Source organism: Sphingobacterium ginsenosidimutans, from assembly GCF_039536865.1.
In the GTDB taxonomy this organism is placed as follows: Bacteria; Bacteroidota; Bacteroidia; order Sphingobacteriales; family Sphingobacteriaceae; genus Sphingobacterium; species Sphingobacterium detergens.
Genome location: NZ_BAAAZK010000002.1, coordinates 134,811 through 152,939 on the forward strand (window position 1 = coordinate 134,811; position 18,129 = coordinate 152,939).

Below are 18,129 nucleotides of genomic sequence, written 5' to 3' on the forward strand. Positions count from 1 at the left end.
ATTATTAAGCATATCTTTGCCGCCATGAAAAAAATTGCCGACTACCGTAAGTTGTTAAATGTGGATAAATCAGTGGATCTCAAAACCCTAAAATCCACTTACCGGACGATCATGAAAGAATGTCATCCGGATAAATTTGTCAATGACGAAGAAGGTCGTTTGGCTGCTGAACAAAAGAGTGTAGAAATGATTGAAGCTTATCATTTTTTGGTAAGCATCTGCCCCGAGACAATTGAACAACAATTACCGATCTATACAGAGACAATCACGAATTCAGGTATTCAAGATATTGATTGGAAAGCCCAGATATTGACGATCACCTTTCATGATGGCAGTCAATATGAATACTTTGGCGTCCAACGAAATGACTATGTAAAATTTGTCAATGCCGATTCTTTGGGACGATTTGCACGTAGACATGTTTTTCATTCCTATCCTTATCGGAATGTATTGAAGACTGCTACAGTTGTTGCATAACTAAAACATAGATTTATAACTCGATGATACATACTGGTCTATGGACTAGTTAACACATAAGCGCCCTTTGTTATTTCAACAAAGGGCGCTTATCTAAAATGTTAAATGTTTAAAAGCTATTTATATAACAGTTGCACAACCCAAATAGTTTTAGTTTTATAATTTTAACATTAACCCCGCTGTTCCACCACCATAAAACGTGTTTCTCGTACGGTCTCTTCCCCAAGCTTTCCATTGGGTACCACCGCCTGATACAGCATCTTCATCCCGCTCAGCATAATTGAAACTTGGCGCCACAAATATCGATAACGCATCGGTCAATTTATATGCTGGGATCACACGAAAGGAAGATTGGTGATTGTCCAATGATTTAAATTTTTCCGTTAAATGGTTACGTGTGGTAATTTCCGCGCGGAGTGCAAACTTGGACTTATTCAACAGTACAGCACCCAATCCTGCTTCAAAGGTATATTTCGCAGGACCATCGTTGCCAAGAGCCGTACCAATAGATAAGACACTATAGAGTACCCGACCTCCGGAACGAAACTGCAATGAAAGATAGCTATCCTCGTCTATGGCCAACGACAGATTTTTTTCTCCGTTTTTAATTAGATTTAACAGACCGATCGGGTAATCACTACTATCGGCAATATTAACTATTCCTGCGAGCTGAAACCCCTTTACTTTTTTTGCCTTATTTGCAATACCCGCTATTTGGATGCCCACATCTCCACTGCTATTGTTCAATACACCGGCTAATTGGGTTGTTCCCGCAGCTTCCGTTGCGGTATTAGCAACACCAGCGATCTGTACACCCCGTACCGTATCAGCCTTATTCAATACCCCCCCAATCTGGACACCCTTAACGGTTCCAAAAACCCGATTGCCTACCCCCGCTAACTGTACTCCACTTACATTGCCGCCAACAGTATTAAATACCCCTGCCACCTGAAATCCCTGCATATTATATTGGTTGATATTGAATACCCCCCCGAGCTCAACGCCCTTCACTCCGGCGGTTGCACCGCCGATAATATTTAATGAAAACTTATTGACAATCTGTGACCGAATAAAGCCGTGTGAACTTAGTCCCGGTGTCATAGATATTTGATAGGGACTATACAAGAACATACCACCTAGATTCAGGCTCTGGATCTGTTGGGCAGGAGACAGGAATATCCGGCCAAAAAAAGACTTATAAAGGCCATGATCTTCTTCATAGCCTTCGAAATAACCGTATTCACGTTTCTTTTTATCTCCTATTTTTGCTTCAATAGGAAAAATAACCATTACACTGGTATCCCGAAACATCTCCTTACTTACATTCACTGCGATCAGATTGCTTTTTTTCTTGACATCCAATTCAAAATAACCATTTTTGTCTGTCAACGTAGATAGTAAAGCGCTTCGGTCAAAAATACTGGCATTGGATATCGGATTATTGGTTCGGATATTTTTGATATACCCTGTGATCACAATCTTGTCTTTCCTTGGGGTCTGTACCTCAAAATCAACCGACATCCGTTGTGGTGTATATTGAACAATGATATGTTTCCCTAATTCTTTAAAGCTATACTCCTTACCCAAAATCCCATCGAGATAATCATATAAATTTCCCTTAAAAGCCCTTGGGTAAATGACACTATCCATCTGTAAGATATTTCCATTGAAGGAAAACAGCACATCTTGCCGTTCCTTTAGTAGCTGAAAGACTTCGCCAACCGTTGCTTTAGAGAAAGCAGGCATTTGAATTTCAGCAGCGAGCTTTTGCTGCGCTAGCCCCCAATGAAAGGAGCATAGCAGAAAGAATAGGATATAAAACCTGATTCGCTTTATAAAAAATAGTATCATGATGCTATCTGTACGATTTTGTTTCGAAAACATGTTATTGCTTTTTATTACTTGTTAAGTGGATTTCTTTGTCCCGGACCTCAATCTTTAAGTCCAAGCTCTTTGCCATCACCTTGAGTATTTCTGCCAAACTATTTTGTTTAAATTCGGCAGTATACGGTATTTTTTCAAGAGCAGGATCGTCGATCATAACCTTATAATCATATGCATGACTAAGTACCTCAGCAACCCTCTTTAAAGGTGTATTTTCAAAATTAAACTCACGATCTACATAGTATTTGTAGAATTTATCCTGAACGGGTTTCTTTTCAACTTTCATGGTATCTGCATCTCTGATCGTCAGCATCTGATCTGGTCGCAGGAAAATCTCTTTATCTGCATAAGCCACTTTAACCAATCCTGTGGCGACGATGACCTCCGTTGCATTGGGAATGCGACGCACATTAAAACTTGTCCCCAGTACTGTGATCTTCGTATTACCTGTTGCTATCACAAAAGGATGCTTTTTATCTTTTTGCACCTGAAAAAACACCTCTCCTGTTTTCAATTCCACATTTCTGTTTTTATTGCTCCAGGTGCTTGAGTACGCTAGCTCAGTATTTTTGTTGAGTGTCACCATAGACCCGTCGGGTAGCGAATCTTGAAGTATTGTGTCTTGGCTGGCAAGATGCATTTCTTTTCGCTGTGAACGGTCAAATACATAGAATCCCACCATGCATAGCAACAAAATACTCGCCGCAGCCCACCAATTCCATTGAATCAGTTTTGTTTTCCTGTTGGGGATTTCAGTAAGTTCCGATGCTCTCCTGTCCCGAACAACTTTAAAATCCATCCAAGCCTTATCCACATCCACTTCTGGAACCTCCAGGGGTTTAGGTAGACTATCCCATAATTTTTTCATTTGCAAATATGCCTCCCTATTATTAGCGTCTTTTTCCAACCATTCCTCTACGATCATACGCTCAGCTTCATTCGTTTCCCCGACCATATGTCTTTCTAGCAATTCCTTATTCATAGCATATAGATAAGATAGAAATACATTTTTCACTTTTAGGTATTCCGCTTTATTGTCAGGATCTTCCTCCAACCAGCGTTGTACCAGATTATTCTCTGCTTCGTTAGTTTCCCCAACGATATATCTTTCCAGTAATTCCTTATTCATAGCATATAGATAAGATAGAAAATAATCAATGTTAAATAATCCATAAGCTCAACACGTAGATGACGCAGGACCTTGCTCATATGCCCTTCGACTGTTTTTATCGAAAGATCCAATGTTGTTGCAATGTCCTTGTATTTCATCTCCTGAAAGCGGCTCAGCTCAAACACCGTCCTGCTTTTTTCGGGCAGTTCAGCCAGAGCTACCTGCAGTTTTTTATCCAGGTCCTTACTGCTTTCATCCACCGCAGGCTCCCATTCCTGTCTATGTTGTTCATAAGACTGATATTTGAACTTACGTTGTTCCTTTTTGAGAACATTCATGCTCTCATTATAGATAGCACGATAGAGGTAAGCTTTCAGCGAAGTATGAATCTGCTCTTCCCAATCTTTCTCCCATAACCTCAGAAATACTTGCTGTACGACTTCCTCAGCACCATCACTATCCCCCAAGTATCTAAAAGCATAACGATGCAATTCCTTGTAATGCGCTCGAAAAAGCTGCTCGAAATTCTTTTCTTTATTTTCCGACATTGGCCAAATCTACCATTTGATTAAACAATCTACTTTATACTAAGACAACACAAGTAGTCATTACCCTTATTTATTTTTTACTTTTTTTTCTCACTGATAATAGCCCTCCATCAACTTACTAATAACCAGTTATTAAAAACCATTACACGCTATTTCTATACCTGAGGTCATCGATCAATATGTACGATCGTTCCCCTATCCTCCATATATTCCGAGAACATAATTCTTCAGTATAAACTGCTATTATCCTCTCTGTATACTCGAGTTGATCCTACGAGATGTACATCCAGTCGAATTAAATGATGACAATGTGCTATCAGCTATGTAAGATTGGAACTAAAGTTAATTATCTAAAAATAGAAAAATGTTTTTTTTCTAAGGGTATACTGATTTTCCGTTGTCATAGAATAAAAGAACACGAAAAACTAGATAACAAAAAAATAGTATCACAGATGAAAACAACAATCAAAGCGGCCTTAGTGGCATTGACATTATTAGGAGTAACAGGTACATTAAAAGCACAGGAAGTTACCTATGGCATACAAATAGGGAGCAACTATCACATGACGTCATTTGGCAATAAATCCGTTAAAGACAATAACGGCAAAGTAGGTGTTTCTGTTGCAGCATTTGCACGGATTGGAGATCGTATCTTCTTCCAACCGGGCATTGGAGCTAGTCTATTGCGAAAAGAATATACTTTTGAAAACACACAAAAGACGCCTAAATTCTATCAGATCAATCTTCCACTCCAAGTCGGTTATACATTTTTGCAAAATGGTGATTTCAGCCTTCGGGGCCTATTGGGGCCACAATTAAATTATGATCTAAAGACGGTCAAATCCAGCGCAGCTACAGATTATAAGAAATTCTCTCTTGATGGAAGAGCAGGAATCGGTATTGACGTCAGTTGCTTTACAGTAGACGCTTACTACAGCCATGGATTCACAAGTGTGGACAAAACTTTGGATGCCAAAAACAAAACGGTCGGCATTATGGTTGGGTATAAATTCTAACTGCAATTTCTCAAAAAACAGTTTCAAAAGAAGTTGATACCATAACAAAAGTACTCTGAGAATGGACTTTTTGAAAAAAGTGCACAGGAGGATACGAATAAAAAAAAGGATGTCCGACCATTTATTTGGACATCCTTTTTTTTATTTAGATTTTATTTTTTGTCAATAATTATTATTTTAGCACCACCAAAAATTATTCCTGAAAAAACAAGTTTAGGATCCTCAGATCTATATTGGAATAATTCGGGATGTAGCGTAGCCCGGTATCGCGCCAGCATGGGGTGCTGGAGGTCGTCGGTTCAAATCCGGCCATCCCGACAAAAAATAAAGCCCATACTTAACTGTTAAAATTAAGTATGGGCTTTGTTTTTATAACACATTGTTCTATTGTTCATTAAAACGACGGAAGACCGGTTGGTAATATTACCTCCATCCGGATTCAGTATAAAGCGATCAAAAATCCGACCCTATAGCATGACCGATGGTATAACTCCTTCTGATCGACCGAATAGAACAACAACTCATTATCGACTTTATCAAAGTTAAAACATACGTTGATCTTGTTCAAAATAGATTCGTCGGATCAACTCCGGCCAATACACTGTTAAATTATCTTTTTGTATCTGATCAAAAAAGTTTGCATTTGATTGGTCTATTAAGGGGGCAGCTTTCCCGCAGCCGCCCGTAACTCCCTTATTTGCTAATTGCTGTATAGCCGCCTGTTGAAGTAGCGATTCGTACCTATTTTTGGACTGCTTGCGTTGGCTTATCTGCTGTAGAAGATTTGTTTCACCGGTACTATTCCCAATTTTCTTTTGCAGATATGCTGCCAGCCAATCTGCCAGAATTTCGTTTTTTTCATCCGGATACGGCTCACCTACACCGAGTTGAGATGGCCAAGCTCTAGACTCTTCCACCTTCAGGTTTGCTTCCTTATACTTTTTTTGCTGCAGGTATTGATAAGCCAGCATTAATTTGGTTTGTACATAGTAGTTATGTCCTTCGGTTGCCCCTTCAAAAGGAAGTATTTCGATCTTTTGCAATTCAGCTTCAGCGCGTTGATATTCTTTATTCAACAACAAAGTCCGCACATGTGCCAAGGTCAGTATATAGTTCTTTGGAAATGCGTCGCGATACTTTGTACTGACCTGGAGCGCCTGGTCATACTGTTTTCCTTTATTTAATAATTCAACTAAACGAAGGCCATATCGCCATTCATTCGGCTCCGTGGTTACCGCTTGTCGCATAGCTGTAATAGACATATCGATCTGTTTATCTTCCTCAAGACTGGATTTCAGGGCAAAGTAAGCCCCAAAATCCGAAGGTTCAGTCGTCACGGCAGCTAATAGTTGCTTTGCTTTTTCGCCTTGATTTCGGAAACGATAAAGTAGGGCCTTCAAATAAGCTACTTTCCAGTTTTTGAGCTGTTCTCCGGCCCATTCAAACACCGGTGCGCTCTCTTCTCGAAAAGGAAACACAAAGGCAGGGTTGCTTGCTGCGGCACGTGTTAGGTAGCCTTGGCTCACCATCGGTTCATCTTTGGTCAGCCAAGCCAACCACAATAACATCTCTGTATGCGGTTTATTTTTATTAAGTAGGGTAGACGCTCGTTTATATTCGTGTAGATCGGCATACCAAATAGCCAGTTCAAAGCATTTTTCCGAAGCGAATTCCTGCCTTGATAACACTTCATTTTTCTCTTCAAATTGAATAAAAGCATTGAAAGGATCGTATTGAGCAATGCGGCGACACAAAGCCGTATCCAACGTTATTCCTTTTCGCTTCTGAATAAGCAGCTGCAATTGTAGGGCATCTATATTTAAGGCGTTTGCCAGTATCGCTTTTTCGGTATAGGCAAGCGCAGGCTCATCCTGCTTAATCCGGTAGTGGTACTTGGCAAGCTGTAGATAAGCAGCACTGCGCCATGTAGGATCTAACGATGCAACTTCAAATCCGTCCAAAGCATCATGTTTCTTCCCCAACTTAATCGCAGCCAGACCATAGTAATAATTAGCGGGAGCATGGTATGTATCAATCGCTAGCGCCTGACCTGCATAGTCATAACATTGCCTATAATCCATTCTGAACCAAGCAAGTTTGACCTTTTCCAACAAGAAATCCAATTTGGAAACTTGCTTTTCCGTCAACCTGTTTAACAAGTCTTCCGCTAGACCGTATTGCCTAAAGCGGAGCAAATCCCGTACTTCAAATAATTTGGTTTGATTGCTATCGACTGTCGTTCCACTGCTTGATTCAGTAGGTCGATTCAAAGCGGCAGCAAGTTCATTCTGTCTTAAATCAAAATAATCTTTCCCTATTTTAAGATAAGAGGGAACATCTTCACTCTTTAGTTCCAAAGCAATGTGTTTTACTTCCCCCACTTGCGCGGACAGATAGTTTGCCCCCAGCATCATCCCATTACTGTCGAGTGCAAAGATACTGTCCTGTAGCGTTCGTTTGGGATCGACGGTCAACAGTAGCTTTTTTGCTTCTTGCTTCACCTGTAGTGCCGCTGATAATTGAAAACCTTTCGGTTCGCCTATTCCTGCAAATGGCATCCAATACTCCGTCCATGCATCACTCTGATAGGGGGCAAATCCGATTTGTTTGAATGGGGTTAAACTACTTGACGGCACATTTTGATTGAATAGTCGACCACTTTGAATCTCCACATATTGACCGCTCTGATCTGTCAGCAGCTTCTCCCAGATCTGACCATCGCCCGCTTGTGACCACAGAAATATTTTCTTACCCAATTTATCTTCACGCAGGGCATATCGCGCCATACCATTATCGCGATCTTTATAATATACCCCAAAGGCCTTACTATGTGCCCCAAGGACGTGGTAAGATTTCGAACTGCCGAATGCATTTTCTCGATAATTGGATAGATCACGTCCTTTATCGTCAATGGGCCATGGATGTGCATCCCCATCATGACCGATGTACTTATTCCCTGGATACAAAAACTTCAAATCCTCGCCAGCCGCCACTCCTAGATTCATCCAGGTATAGTAAGGTTGTTCGACGGCATTGCTATTGGACCAGAAAGAACGCGTGGAGAAATAACCTTTATCTTTTTCTAAGCGAACTTCCATAGTCCAGTTGCTACGGCTCAAAAGATCAAAAGCATGGATAAAGCAACTAACGCTGCCATCGGCATGCTCTTGTAACAGATAATCCACGGGAGTAGATGTATTGGGGGTATGACCAATAATTCCATAATTCGCTTCAATACCACCGCTTGTCCAAGGTCCCCGCATCGCAATGTCTCTAAATTTCACAACCCCATTGTTATAGATATAATCCCGCTTTCCTACTTTATCATAGGCAGACCAGATCTTGCCTCCTATTTCGGGCATAACCTGAACCCGGATATAGTCATTTTCCAAGATCACGGTCTTCCATTCCTTTTCAATGGCAGTATTTGTAAAACCGTCAAATCGAAAATAAGGATAAAGTTTCTGTGCTGAAGCGATCGGGTCTGGATCCGAAAACGGGTATGTCGTATAACGCTTTTTTACTTCAGAAATCCTTGCGGGCTGCTGTGCCAATACCGTGAGGGCACAACTCCCCAACAATAATATCACTATCCATTTTTTCATTGAAATATGTATTTATTCATTAATTCACTAGCTACCAAAAGTTTTCCTATAACTTCCAGCAATTTCGACAATAACAACATTCCCCGGCGCTCACCCCCCACGGAACCTAAAATAGCTCCACGCTATATACTGACTACGTCTATTATTCTATGAGCAGAATGATTCCTTTATTCTTAGCAATAGAAATCTTATCTCCATATTTATATACTGTACCCGACTGAAAATTGGCTATTGTTGGAATCGACAGTTTCGCCTTTTTCGGATCAATACCTAGTTTATCCCAATCAATAACTAGTCGTACATCAACATCTGTATCGGCCCAGCTAGCCATAGCGACCATCGCTTTTCCAGGTCTGCTATAAACTGTTGTCAATACCTTCTCGTTATCTGTCTTTACCGGAATGTTTGGTGACCAGTAGCCAATCATATTGCTTCCTTTGATACCAAAATTGTCCCAAGTCTTCCATAAGTCCTTCGGTGTCAGTTTTTGGTAAGGCATCCGATTAGTCATCCCATAGATCATTCCGCGCCACGGATTACCGCCATCCTGAAGCATTTCGCCCATCAATCCAAAAGGGATCCCACTTACTTCTGTTAAGAAGAAATCAGGTTGGTTATTTTCATAATCAAAATATTCTCCAAACCATAATCTATTGATATAAGGAAAATGCTCGAGATAGAGATTTGCACTATTGTTAAAGCCATCACTTTTATTATATTGATTCGCCGAATGTAAATCAATCAGACCGGATTTCCCATTTTTGGTCAACACTCGTTTGATGCGCTTCATTGTTACCCGATCAAAAGCAACATCATCCAGATAGATCCCATCGATACCGATATGATCTACCAGCCAGTTCATACCCTCCACATAATAGTTGTGCCATCTATTCATACCACTGTTGATAAGGGCAGCATCTTTAAATTCGGGCACATACCAAGCGGCAATGTAATTGTTCCCCACATGTTCCTGCAACCAAGAATAACCGCCACCTTTTCCAGGTGAAAATACCTCCGTGCCTAGGCTCCGCAAAGGATAGAGCTCGTACACTCTGTTGGAAACCTCACGTACCGTATTGTAGATCTTCACTTTTAACCCTGCATGATGTGCCTGATCAATATATTGCTTCATCTCTTTGGTCGCGATAAATGGATAATTGATATAGGGATTGATCACATTAGCATGATGGATATTAATAACATTGGATCCGCTTGCCACGACCGAATCCACCGGTTTATAAGCGTGATAATAGCGTTCATTCCATTGTGCTTCCGTATTTATGGGATGGAATGGTGTAATTAATAGATTAAAATTATAATAAAGTACTGCTCCTTTTTTAAGATGACGTTCACCACTATAGCTATTGACCAAAACCGATTTGCCCTTGAGACCGATATCTATTCCACCTTTATTCTCATTACCCCAGGAGGTTGGTAGCACCAATGGTTTTTGAAGATAGAAGTTTGTGTTAAGTGGTCGCGAATAATGCTCGTCACGCAGTGAAAACTGAAGTCCTGCATTTACAGCACCAATCCAGCCACCGTCTTGATTCTTATTTGCGACATCCCATTTCCATGAAAGCTGTTCCGGTCGATTTCCGCCCTTCTGTCCTAGCCCCATAAAATAGTTTGCTTTGTCAGGCATGACCGGAATATGCATATTGATATCTTTTAAAGTGATATCATTTAATGCTGTTAGTTTAACGACATAATGTAGATAACCATCAAATTCTAGTTTCCCCTCCACTTCCATTGTCAGGTCAGCGGATTCATTTTTCGCTATCCAACGATACTCCCCTTCATTTTTCTCTTTAAATTGAACACCTGCAGCTTGTAGCTGTATTTCTTTTCCGTCTGAAGCACGATAGAAATGAAAATGTACAGGTTCATACAACAATATATTTGGCTTTGTGGAGATCGATGTCATTTCCGGCGTAAAAAATGTACTGATCTGTTTGGGCAGACCAGTTGCGCTCAACTTAACTTCACGTCCCAAGAGCTGTAAGGTTGAATCAGCTGTCAAAGCAATTGGCGTATAGGGTGCAATGACAGTATTCTTTTGCGCCAGCGTTGAATTCAGCCAGGGCAATCGAGTCATTTTCCAGGGTTGGTCAACACTTGCCAGTCCACTGGCATTGTCCGTCACATGAAATACGAGCTTGACCTTCTTGGCTGTAGCATTATTCGCTTTTACGGTGGCTGTGCCGACATAAGTCCCCCCCGGAATATTTTCCGGCACTTGCATGCCACACCAAAGGGCTTGTATCTTGTTCGCAGGTACATTCACCGTCAAATGCATCGCCTCTCCTGTATAAGCCGTGCCTTGCGTATTTAAACAGTTCAAGTTATTGGCAGCAATAATTGTCCCATCGCTAGACTTAAAATCCGAAAATGATACCTGAACTGTTTGAAGATCTCGCTTCGGCGACCACAATCCCAATTGAAAAGTATAGTATTCCCCTTTTTGCGCTTTTCCCTCCAGTTGATTCGGAACCTTAGTTTTCTTCACCCACAGTTGTGGAAGGTTATTTTCCATTTTGATGGGAGACTCCCGTCTTTCGGGAAAAACAAAATAATCTTCTTTTGCGTTGCTGTTCAAGAAGCTTTTGATCTCCGCTTTAGTAGCCAGCACTTCCATCGGATCATTGCTATTATACTGATCTACCGCTTCAAACCGTTCAACAGTGATACCTTTGGAACTAATAGCGCCATTTTTTGCAGCTTGAGCCGGTGCTGGCGTCGAATTTTTCAAGTAGATCGCATCCGGATAATTTCGGCTACGTCCACCCATTTTATAAGGTAAATAATAAACATAATATATTCCCTTGCCTGAAGTCGGACGAAAACGTAAGCCTCCTGATTCCGTATTCATCCAGAGATAATTAATCGACGATAGCTGTTGATTACTTGCACTATCAACAATTATGACCTCTTGATTGGCCTCAACCCATCGGTTACGCCAAGGAATAACAGCTTGAACCTCTTTTTGATCTGTGTTTATCTTGAGAACCGCACGGTGATTACCAAGTTGATCCGCATCCCATTTTTGCTTTTCAGGCGGATAAGCAAGCTGTGCATGGACAGTGTTTACGAATAATGATACGGCAAGGATTGTTGCCAGCTTACTATAGGCTGTTCTTTTCTTCATCATACAAGGTGTTAGGTGTACGCAAAAAACCAGTACACGTAAATAGTTATTAATTGCCATTAAAGTCATCTTGAGCAGAATGTGGTATACCTGCGGTATACCACATTCTGCTCAAGATGATCTTATACTTTTTTATGCATTAGTTTTTTCGATATTTATTCCAAATTTCTTCGGGGACATACAGGGCACGATAAGGTATAAAATAGGCATTTAACTCCCAGTGTACTTTACCTTTTTTATCTGTTATGAGCACCGATCCTGTCTTTGAGCTTGTTTGCAGCAGATTGCCATTCTCCAATTCATAAGCACTTCCCATTCTTGCTGTAAATTGTTTTTTAGGAATAGGTGCCGCATAAGCCAATGTTGCCGTTTTGTTCTTTTGGTCAAGGTTGAAGGCGATGGCACGGGACTGTTTATTGGCCGTTGTACTATCGCGAGGGGAAAAATCACCATTGTCAAACAGAAGCAGTTCACCAGTTTTGGTGATATGCGGTGCATGCTGAAAATAGAACAAGTCTTTTTCATTCAATTTAAAATCACCGTCCTTTCCTAGTTTCCAGAGGATATCGCCTGATTTCGCATCAATTTTCCAAACTTGATTTTCAATTGGTGAAGAAGTGAGGTAATTGCTGTCCCTGTCAAAGGAAATGGTATTAAAGTGGAATCGGTCATGTTTTAGGCTATCCAATTTTTTATCGTTCTGAATATCCCATTTTTTCCAGGGGGACCATTTTTTCAACACATTGCCTTTGGTATCCATAGTCATTATAGCGTCTCCCCAGAGCGTATCTTTTGGATGACCGGGTCTATCATCTATTCTAAAGTCCCTGACGATACCAACGATATTATTTTGCTTATCCATCTGTACATCGTGATGCATGACGATCCCCTTTTTATCCAGATCGATTCGGGTAATTTCCTTCCCTGTCAGATCAATCTCCACCAATACAGTTCCACCTACAAATCCGATCCTTCCGCTACGCAGATAATAACTCGCATTGGTTGATTTCTTACTCGGTTGGTTGGGTTTATTGAACTCATCTTTACTTGCAGGAGCCAGTAAGGCTAAAATTGTTCCCCTTGGTGTTAATGAAGCTAGGCGCACGCCCAATTTCTCATCTTGCCAATACCATCTGATCGTTCCTTTCCCATCGACCATAGCCATATAACCGGGATAACCACGATAGCATAATAATATCAAGCCATTCCCCAGTGCTTTTTCATCATGAGGGTGGTCGGCTTTGATCCAATCATGCACCATCCATGGCGATTGGGGTCTTGTCTTAAAAGACTGTTCACTGGATTTGACGGGGATTACTTGATCGATGACCACCCGAAATTTGTAACTGCTATTAGGTTCCAGCGTCAAGAGATGAAAGTTATGATTCAGTGACGATTTCGACACAACGGTTTGATGGACCTGCCCACCATCCTCTTTCCAATATTCGACATAGGCATCCGCCGCTTTGTTCAGACGTACATGAATATCCTCATCAAGGGGCAGGTTATTGGGTGATGTGAGTTCAATCGTTTCGATTTCTACCTGATTGCTGTAATAATAGTAACCGGCAGAGGCAGCCACTATGGCCGTTAATACGATAATTGCTTTGAAGAATTTCATCTGCACAAATTTTTTTATTCCGTCTTATTATTATTTAGGCAATCGCGATGGATTTGCTGCAGTCATTTCCTGATGTAAACGGGCCTCTTCCAATGGATAAGGAAAATACCGCATTGCTTCAGTAACATTCTCCCTCAATCCGCGACCTTTAAGATAGGCATTACTCACTTTTTCATACCGTCCCAATCGGATCAAGTCTTGGCGTCTTTTATACTCGAATACCAGTTCAAAACCACGTTCATCCACCAATGCATCGATCATCTGTTCCTTACTTGTCGGTACTGGAAAGTCTGGATGATCACCGTAAGCTGGTGCACCAGCCCGTTTGCGAACTTCATTGATGTAAGGCAATGCAGCTGCGGGTCCTTTCAATGCATTTTCAATTTCCGCTTTACACAAAATCACATCCGCTAAACGAAATACTTGTATGGTACGTCCATCAAGATAGGAGTTGTTGACCATATCGTAGGAGTATTTTTTTGTAGCGACATTTTGCAAAAACTTCACTGTATCACTAGGAGGCGTTGTCTGCCCTTTTGCTGGTAACATGTAAAAAAATCCATGTTTCGTATTTTTATCACGTGCCGCTTTACCCTCGTAATTGTAATAGAAGAATTTTTTCCGCGGATCGAGATCACTATACTTCCGCCAAAAATCCAATGATACACCGTAATATTGCCATCTATCCGGTACTTCTGGATTATCGGTTGGACCAAAGTGATTTGTAATCTCGCCTCCATTTAATGTAGGTTCATGTAGAACTCCAAAGATCAAGCCCATATCCACCTTATTGTCATCAGACCATTCTTTCTTAAAGTCAGGGTTTAATTTATATATCCCTTTGGTCCGCAGCGCCAGTACCTGATCAATATAAACCTTTGCCTTTTCATAGTTATGTGAACGCATATACATCTTGCCCATCAGTGTAAGCGCGGCACCTTTTGTCGCACGTCCAATTTCGGCGGCCCATTTTTCCGGAAGGTTATCCATTGCATATTGACAATCTTCTGCAATCTGTGCGTCGATTTTTTCAACGGGAGCCAAGGGCTCATTGTAGCTCTCTGTAGGATTTTTAACCGTAGTAATTAGTGGCACAGGCCCCCAAGCATCTGTTAGATCCATATAGGATAAAGCGCGCAGAAATCTCGCCTGTGCAATAATTTCCTTTTTTCGCCCCTCAGAAATCGTTACATTTTCAATACGGTCAATCAGCATATTCGCATTACTGATAACCTGATACATATTTTGGTAGTTGAACTTAAAATATCGGTTATTGTCATCGTATGTAAAATTACTCATCCGTGTAGGGTCTCCAGCTGCCGTAGAAAAGCCTATGTCAGTCGCGTAATCTGTAATCATTACCAGATATCCCGCATAATATAAATAAGCATCACCGGGATAAGGTGACAAACTTGTATATATACCTGTTAAGGCTGCATTAATATCGCTTTCTGTTGAATAGGCGTTTTTAGTTGTTAGATCGCTATATAACTTTGGTTCGAGCTTGGTGCAACTTTGCAAACTTCCCGTAAGAATAGAGGCTAGTCCAGCTATTCCCAGCATATATTTTATATTCGTTTTAATCTTGTTCATGTCGTATAGAATTTTGGGTGTTACATATTAAAATGTGGCACTAACGCCAAAAGTAAATGAACGCATTGAAGGATAGGAATTGAAGTCCAATCCCACACCGGCATTAGCACTCTGGTTATTTCCGGACCTATTCTTTACCAAGGCATCATTTTCATAACCTTTGGTATCCACCTCTGGATCCCAACCGGAGTAATTACTGATTGTAAATAAGTTTTCCGCCATGCCGTACACACGGATGGATTGAATTGCTTTCGTTTTCAATGGAACGGTATAACCCAATGTCAAGTTCCGTAAGCGTAAGAAAGATGCATTTTCAACAAAATGATCATTGATATATCCGCCATAACTCATATAATAAAATCCATTTCTTGGAATATCCGTGTTGGTATTGGTCGGTGTCCATCGATTTAACGCTTCTGTACTCCGTTGCCATTCGAGATTCATACGCGTCATATTGAGCATATCGTTTCCTATATTCCCATAGACAAACGCAGTTAGATCGAAATGTTTATAGGTAAATGTATTGGTCATACCAAAATTCAATTTCGGATATCCCCGACCAATGATTGTACGGTCAGCTGAGTTGATCGTGCCGTCACCATTGACATCCGCAAATTTCGGATCACCGGGATCTGCGTTAGGTTGAGGAGCATACTTCTCCCCTTGTTGAATTACACCAAGATATTTATAACCAAACAACGATCCTAATGATTCACCCACACGGATCACGGAATAAGCCTCCTCCGAGACATTGCCCATTGGTTTTGAAGAAGTCAATAGTTGATCGGGTTCACCACCGAGACTGGAAACTTTATTGCGGTTCATAGCTAAGTTTAATTTTGTTTCCCAGGTAAATTCACCCGTCATATTCTTGCTGGTTACCGAAAATTCCAATCCTTTATTATTCATCGTGCCCAGATTGCGCTGTCCAGAACTATATCCAGTGTAGTATGGTAGTATACTTCTTATTAAGAGATCGTTTGTCTTCTTATAGTAAGCATCCAAGGTAAATGCCAATCTATTTTTAAAGAATGAAAAATCAACACCTACATTATACTGCGTGGTGGATTCCCATTTTAGTTTATCGTTTTCGGGGTAATTCGGATTTTGCTTTACACCACCCGCATTATTGACACCATCAAAAGTATAGTGTCCATTATCCATTAAACCATAGGAAGCGTAGTCCGCCACGCGGTCATTTCCGGTTTGACCGTAGCCCAATCTAAACTTTAAATCTGAAAACAACTGTTGTTCTTTCATAAAGTCTTCGTTATTAATTTTCCAGGCAAAGGCCGCCGAAGGAAAAGTTCCCCAACGGTGATTGGGGCTGAAACGTGAAGAGCCGTCCCGCCTTAAGGTCGCCGTCAACAGGTATTTATCGTTATAAGCATAATTTACACGGCCAAAGAAAGAGATCACAAGATTCTCAGATTTTGCAGAATTCACACCAGTAATACTTGAGGCCATCCCTACATTATTGTACTCTAATAAATCAGTCGAAAATCCTTTGACGTTTATGCCCTTATTGTTACGCACATATTTTTCGTACGAATAACCACCCATCACATTCAAGCTATGCTTTTCGTTAAATACTTTTGCGTATGTCGCATAAAAATCAATAAGATTATGTGTTTCATTATAGTCAGCCTGACTAGCAACCCCATCGTCGATACCCCCTTGATAAGAATCTCTGGTCAGATAGCTGCCTAATTGATCATGGGTGATCTCTGTCCCAGCATTCATACGTAATGTCAATTCTTTGATCGGATTGACTTCGACGAAGATATTTCCGTTTAATTTGTCGCGTTGCACGTCGTTGATTCGAGAAATTAAGTTGGCCAATGGATTATCACCTTGTCCGCCTGGAGGCCTTCCAAAGCTACCATCAGCGTTATACACTGGAACCGTAGGATCATAAGTCAGGATGCTATACAATACATTGGAATTCAAAATATTTCCATCATATACCTGCATATTGGATTTCTCTCGTTGGGCAGACAAAGTTGCACCAGCTCGAATAAAATCGTTAACTTTTTGATCCACATTGATACGCCCCGATACCCGATTAAAATCCGTTGTCTTCAGAACCCCTTTTTGATCAAAATAGCCTAGGCTTGTCAATACTTTTGTTTTCTCGCCACCTCCCGAAAACTGTAGGTTATGATTCTGCAAAATGCTATTGCGCATCGTCTCTTTTATCCAATCGGTATTGACATCCGACTCAAGCTGTGATTTTGTGTATACTGCATATTCCTGATTTTCTCGCCCCTTAATTTCTTTATACAATGCATTAGCCAGATTCATATATTGCTTGCCATCCAAAAAAGTGAAGGGATTAATCGGATTTTGCGTCCCCACATAACCACTATAAGTAATATTATTTTGATCTGTTTTACCTCGTTTCGTCGTAATGATGATAACACCGTTTGCACCCCTGGATCCATAGATCGCTGTTGCTGATGCATCTTTGAGAATGTCCATAGAGGCGATATCATCTGGGTTGATATTGATCCCATTATTTGTCGGGAAACCATCAATAACATATAATGGATCATTACTTCCACTGATGGAATTTGTTCCTCGAATCCGAATAGATGTACTCCCTCCGGGAGCTTTCGAGTTTTGTGTTACTACTACTCCTGAAGCTTTTCCTTGCAATGCTTGCCCGACATTACTCACGGCACCACCTTTTGTTAGTTCATTGCTCGAAAGCGAAGCAATGGCCCCCGTCAGATCACTTTTTTTCTGCTTACCATAGCCGATCACCACTACATCTTCCAATTGGTTGACCTGATCCTCCAGGATAATAGAAAGGGTTGTCGCACCCGAAACTGACACTTGTACATCTTTTTCTACATAAGTCTGATAACCTACATAGGAAAAGGTCAATTCATAACCTTTGGCATTGGGGACTTCCGCAAAACGAAAGCTCCCGTCTGACGCACTAGAACTGCTCGTCGAAAAATTGCTTCCCGCATTTTTCAATATAATACTGACCCCAGCTAAACGCTGTCCGGCAGCATTCTTGACAATACCATTGATCGTTCCAGCCAGACATTGAAAGGACATCAGTGTCAGCAGCAGCAAAACAAAAAATGGTTTCTTGGTTAAGTTGAGTTTTACCAT

General features: G+C 40.9%; 10 protein-coding genes and 1 tRNA gene. 3 read left to right on the top strand and 8 right to left on the bottom strand.

From position 1 onward, the window contains the following. Positions 1-24 precede the first annotated feature (24 nt). Positions 25-477, top strand: coding sequence for a KTSC domain-containing protein (locus ABFX33_RS00535; RefSeq protein WP_120259893.1), 453 nt, complete (start codon positions 25-27; stop codon positions 475-477). Between the two features lie 156 nt (positions 478-633). On the opposite strand, the gene ABFX33_RS00540 is transcribed toward ABFX33_RS00535, so the two are convergent. The 3 genes from ABFX33_RS00540 to ABFX33_RS00550 are packed head-to-tail and all read right to left on the bottom strand — an operon-like array spanning position 634 to position 4,020. Beyond that, positions 634-2,361, bottom strand: a complete 1,728-nt coding sequence (locus ABFX33_RS00540; RefSeq protein ID WP_346083575.1) for a peptidase associated/transthyretin-like domain-containing protein — start codon at positions 2,359-2,361, stop codon at positions 634-636. Position 2,362: 1 nt separating this feature from the next. Next, complete coding sequence (locus ABFX33_RS00545) at positions 2,363-3,490, bottom strand: FecR family protein (protein ID WP_346083576.1); 1,128 nt, start codon at positions 3,488-3,490, stop codon at positions 2,363-2,365. Continuing rightward, positions 3,487-4,020: an RNA polymerase sigma-70 factor gene (locus ABFX33_RS00550; RefSeq protein WP_346083578.1), complete on the bottom strand. Its 534-nt coding sequence runs from the start codon at positions 4,018-4,020 to the stop codon at positions 3,487-3,489. Before ABFX33_RS00550 ends, ABFX33_RS00545 begins: the two co-directional genes overlap by 4 nt. A 452-nt stretch (positions 4,021-4,472) precedes the next feature. Between ABFX33_RS00550 and ABFX33_RS00555 the strand changes: the two genes are divergently transcribed. After that, complete coding sequence (locus ABFX33_RS00555) at positions 4,473-5,036, top strand: porin family protein (protein WP_257092262.1); 564 nt, start codon at positions 4,473-4,475, stop codon at positions 5,034-5,036. 244 nt (positions 5,037-5,280) lie between these two features. Further along, positions 5,281-5,354 (top strand) — tRNA-Pro (locus ABFX33_RS00560). A gap of 224 nt (positions 5,355-5,578) precedes the next feature. On the opposite strand, the gene ABFX33_RS00565 is transcribed toward ABFX33_RS00560, so the two are convergent. The 5 genes from ABFX33_RS00565 to ABFX33_RS00585 form a co-directional block, all read right to left on the bottom strand. Then, complete coding sequence (locus tag ABFX33_RS00565; protein WP_346083580.1) at positions 5,579-8,641, bottom strand: DUF5107 domain-containing protein; 3,063 nt, start codon at positions 8,639-8,641, stop codon at positions 5,579-5,581. 142 nt (positions 8,642-8,783) lie between these two features. After that, a complete protein-coding gene (locus tag ABFX33_RS00570; protein ID WP_346083581.1) occupies positions 8,784-11,792 on the bottom strand; it encodes a glycoside hydrolase domain-containing protein in 3,009 nt (1,002 codons plus the stop codon). 136 nt (positions 11,793-11,928) lie between these two features. Further along, positions 11,929-13,410 carry an aryl-sulfate sulfotransferase gene (locus ABFX33_RS00575; RefSeq protein ID WP_346083583.1) on the bottom strand — a complete coding sequence of 494 codons (1,482 nt, stop codon included), beginning with the start codon at positions 13,408-13,410 and terminating at the stop codon, positions 11,929-11,931. Positions 13,411-13,440: 30 nt separating this feature from the next. Continuing rightward, positions 13,441-15,003, bottom strand: coding sequence for a RagB/SusD family nutrient uptake outer membrane protein (locus tag ABFX33_RS00580; protein WP_346083584.1), 1,563 nt, complete (start codon positions 15,001-15,003; stop codon positions 13,441-13,443). 27 nt (positions 15,004-15,030) lie between these two features. Then, the gene (locus tag ABFX33_RS00585) at positions 15,031-18,129 is read right to left on the bottom strand and encodes a SusC/RagA family TonB-linked outer membrane protein (RefSeq protein ID WP_346083585.1); all 3,099 of its coding nucleotides are present in this window, start codon (positions 18,127-18,129) and stop codon (positions 15,031-15,033) included.

Coding starts and splice junctions, on each gene's coding strand:
- ABFX33_RS00580 (WP_346083584.1), bottom strand. CDS start 15,003: ATGAACAAGATTAAAACGAATATAAAATATATGCTGGGAATAGCTGGA.
- ABFX33_RS00535 (WP_120259893.1), top strand. CDS start 25: ATGAAAAAAATTGCCGACTACCGTAAGTTGTTAAATGTGGATAAATCA.
- ABFX33_RS00545 (WP_346083576.1), bottom strand. CDS start 3,490: ATGAATAAGGAATTACTGGAAAGATATATCGTTGGGGAAACTAACGAA.
- ABFX33_RS00555 (WP_257092262.1), top strand. CDS start 4,473: ATGAAAACAACAATCAAAGCGGCCTTAGTGGCATTGACATTATTAGGA.
- ABFX33_RS00550 (WP_346083578.1), bottom strand. CDS start 4,020: ATGTCGGAAAATAAAGAAAAGAATTTCGAGCAGCTTTTTCGAGCGCAT.
- ABFX33_RS00565 (WP_346083580.1), bottom strand. CDS start 8,641: ATGAAAAAATGGATAGTGATATTATTGTTGGGGAGTTGTGCCCTCACG.
- ABFX33_RS00585 (WP_346083585.1), bottom strand. CDS start 18,129: ATGGTAAAACTCAACTTAACCAAGAAACCATTTTTTGTTTTGCTGCTG.
- ABFX33_RS00570 (WP_346083581.1), bottom strand. CDS start 11,792: ATGATGAAGAAAAGAACAGCCTATAGTAAGCTGGCAACAATCCTTGCC.
- ABFX33_RS00540 (WP_346083575.1), bottom strand. CDS start 2,361: ATGTTTTCGAAACAAAATCGTACAGATAGCATCATGATACTATTTTTT.
- ABFX33_RS00575 (WP_346083583.1), bottom strand. CDS start 13,410: ATGAAATTCTTCAAAGCAATTATCGTATTAACGGCCATAGTGGCTGCC.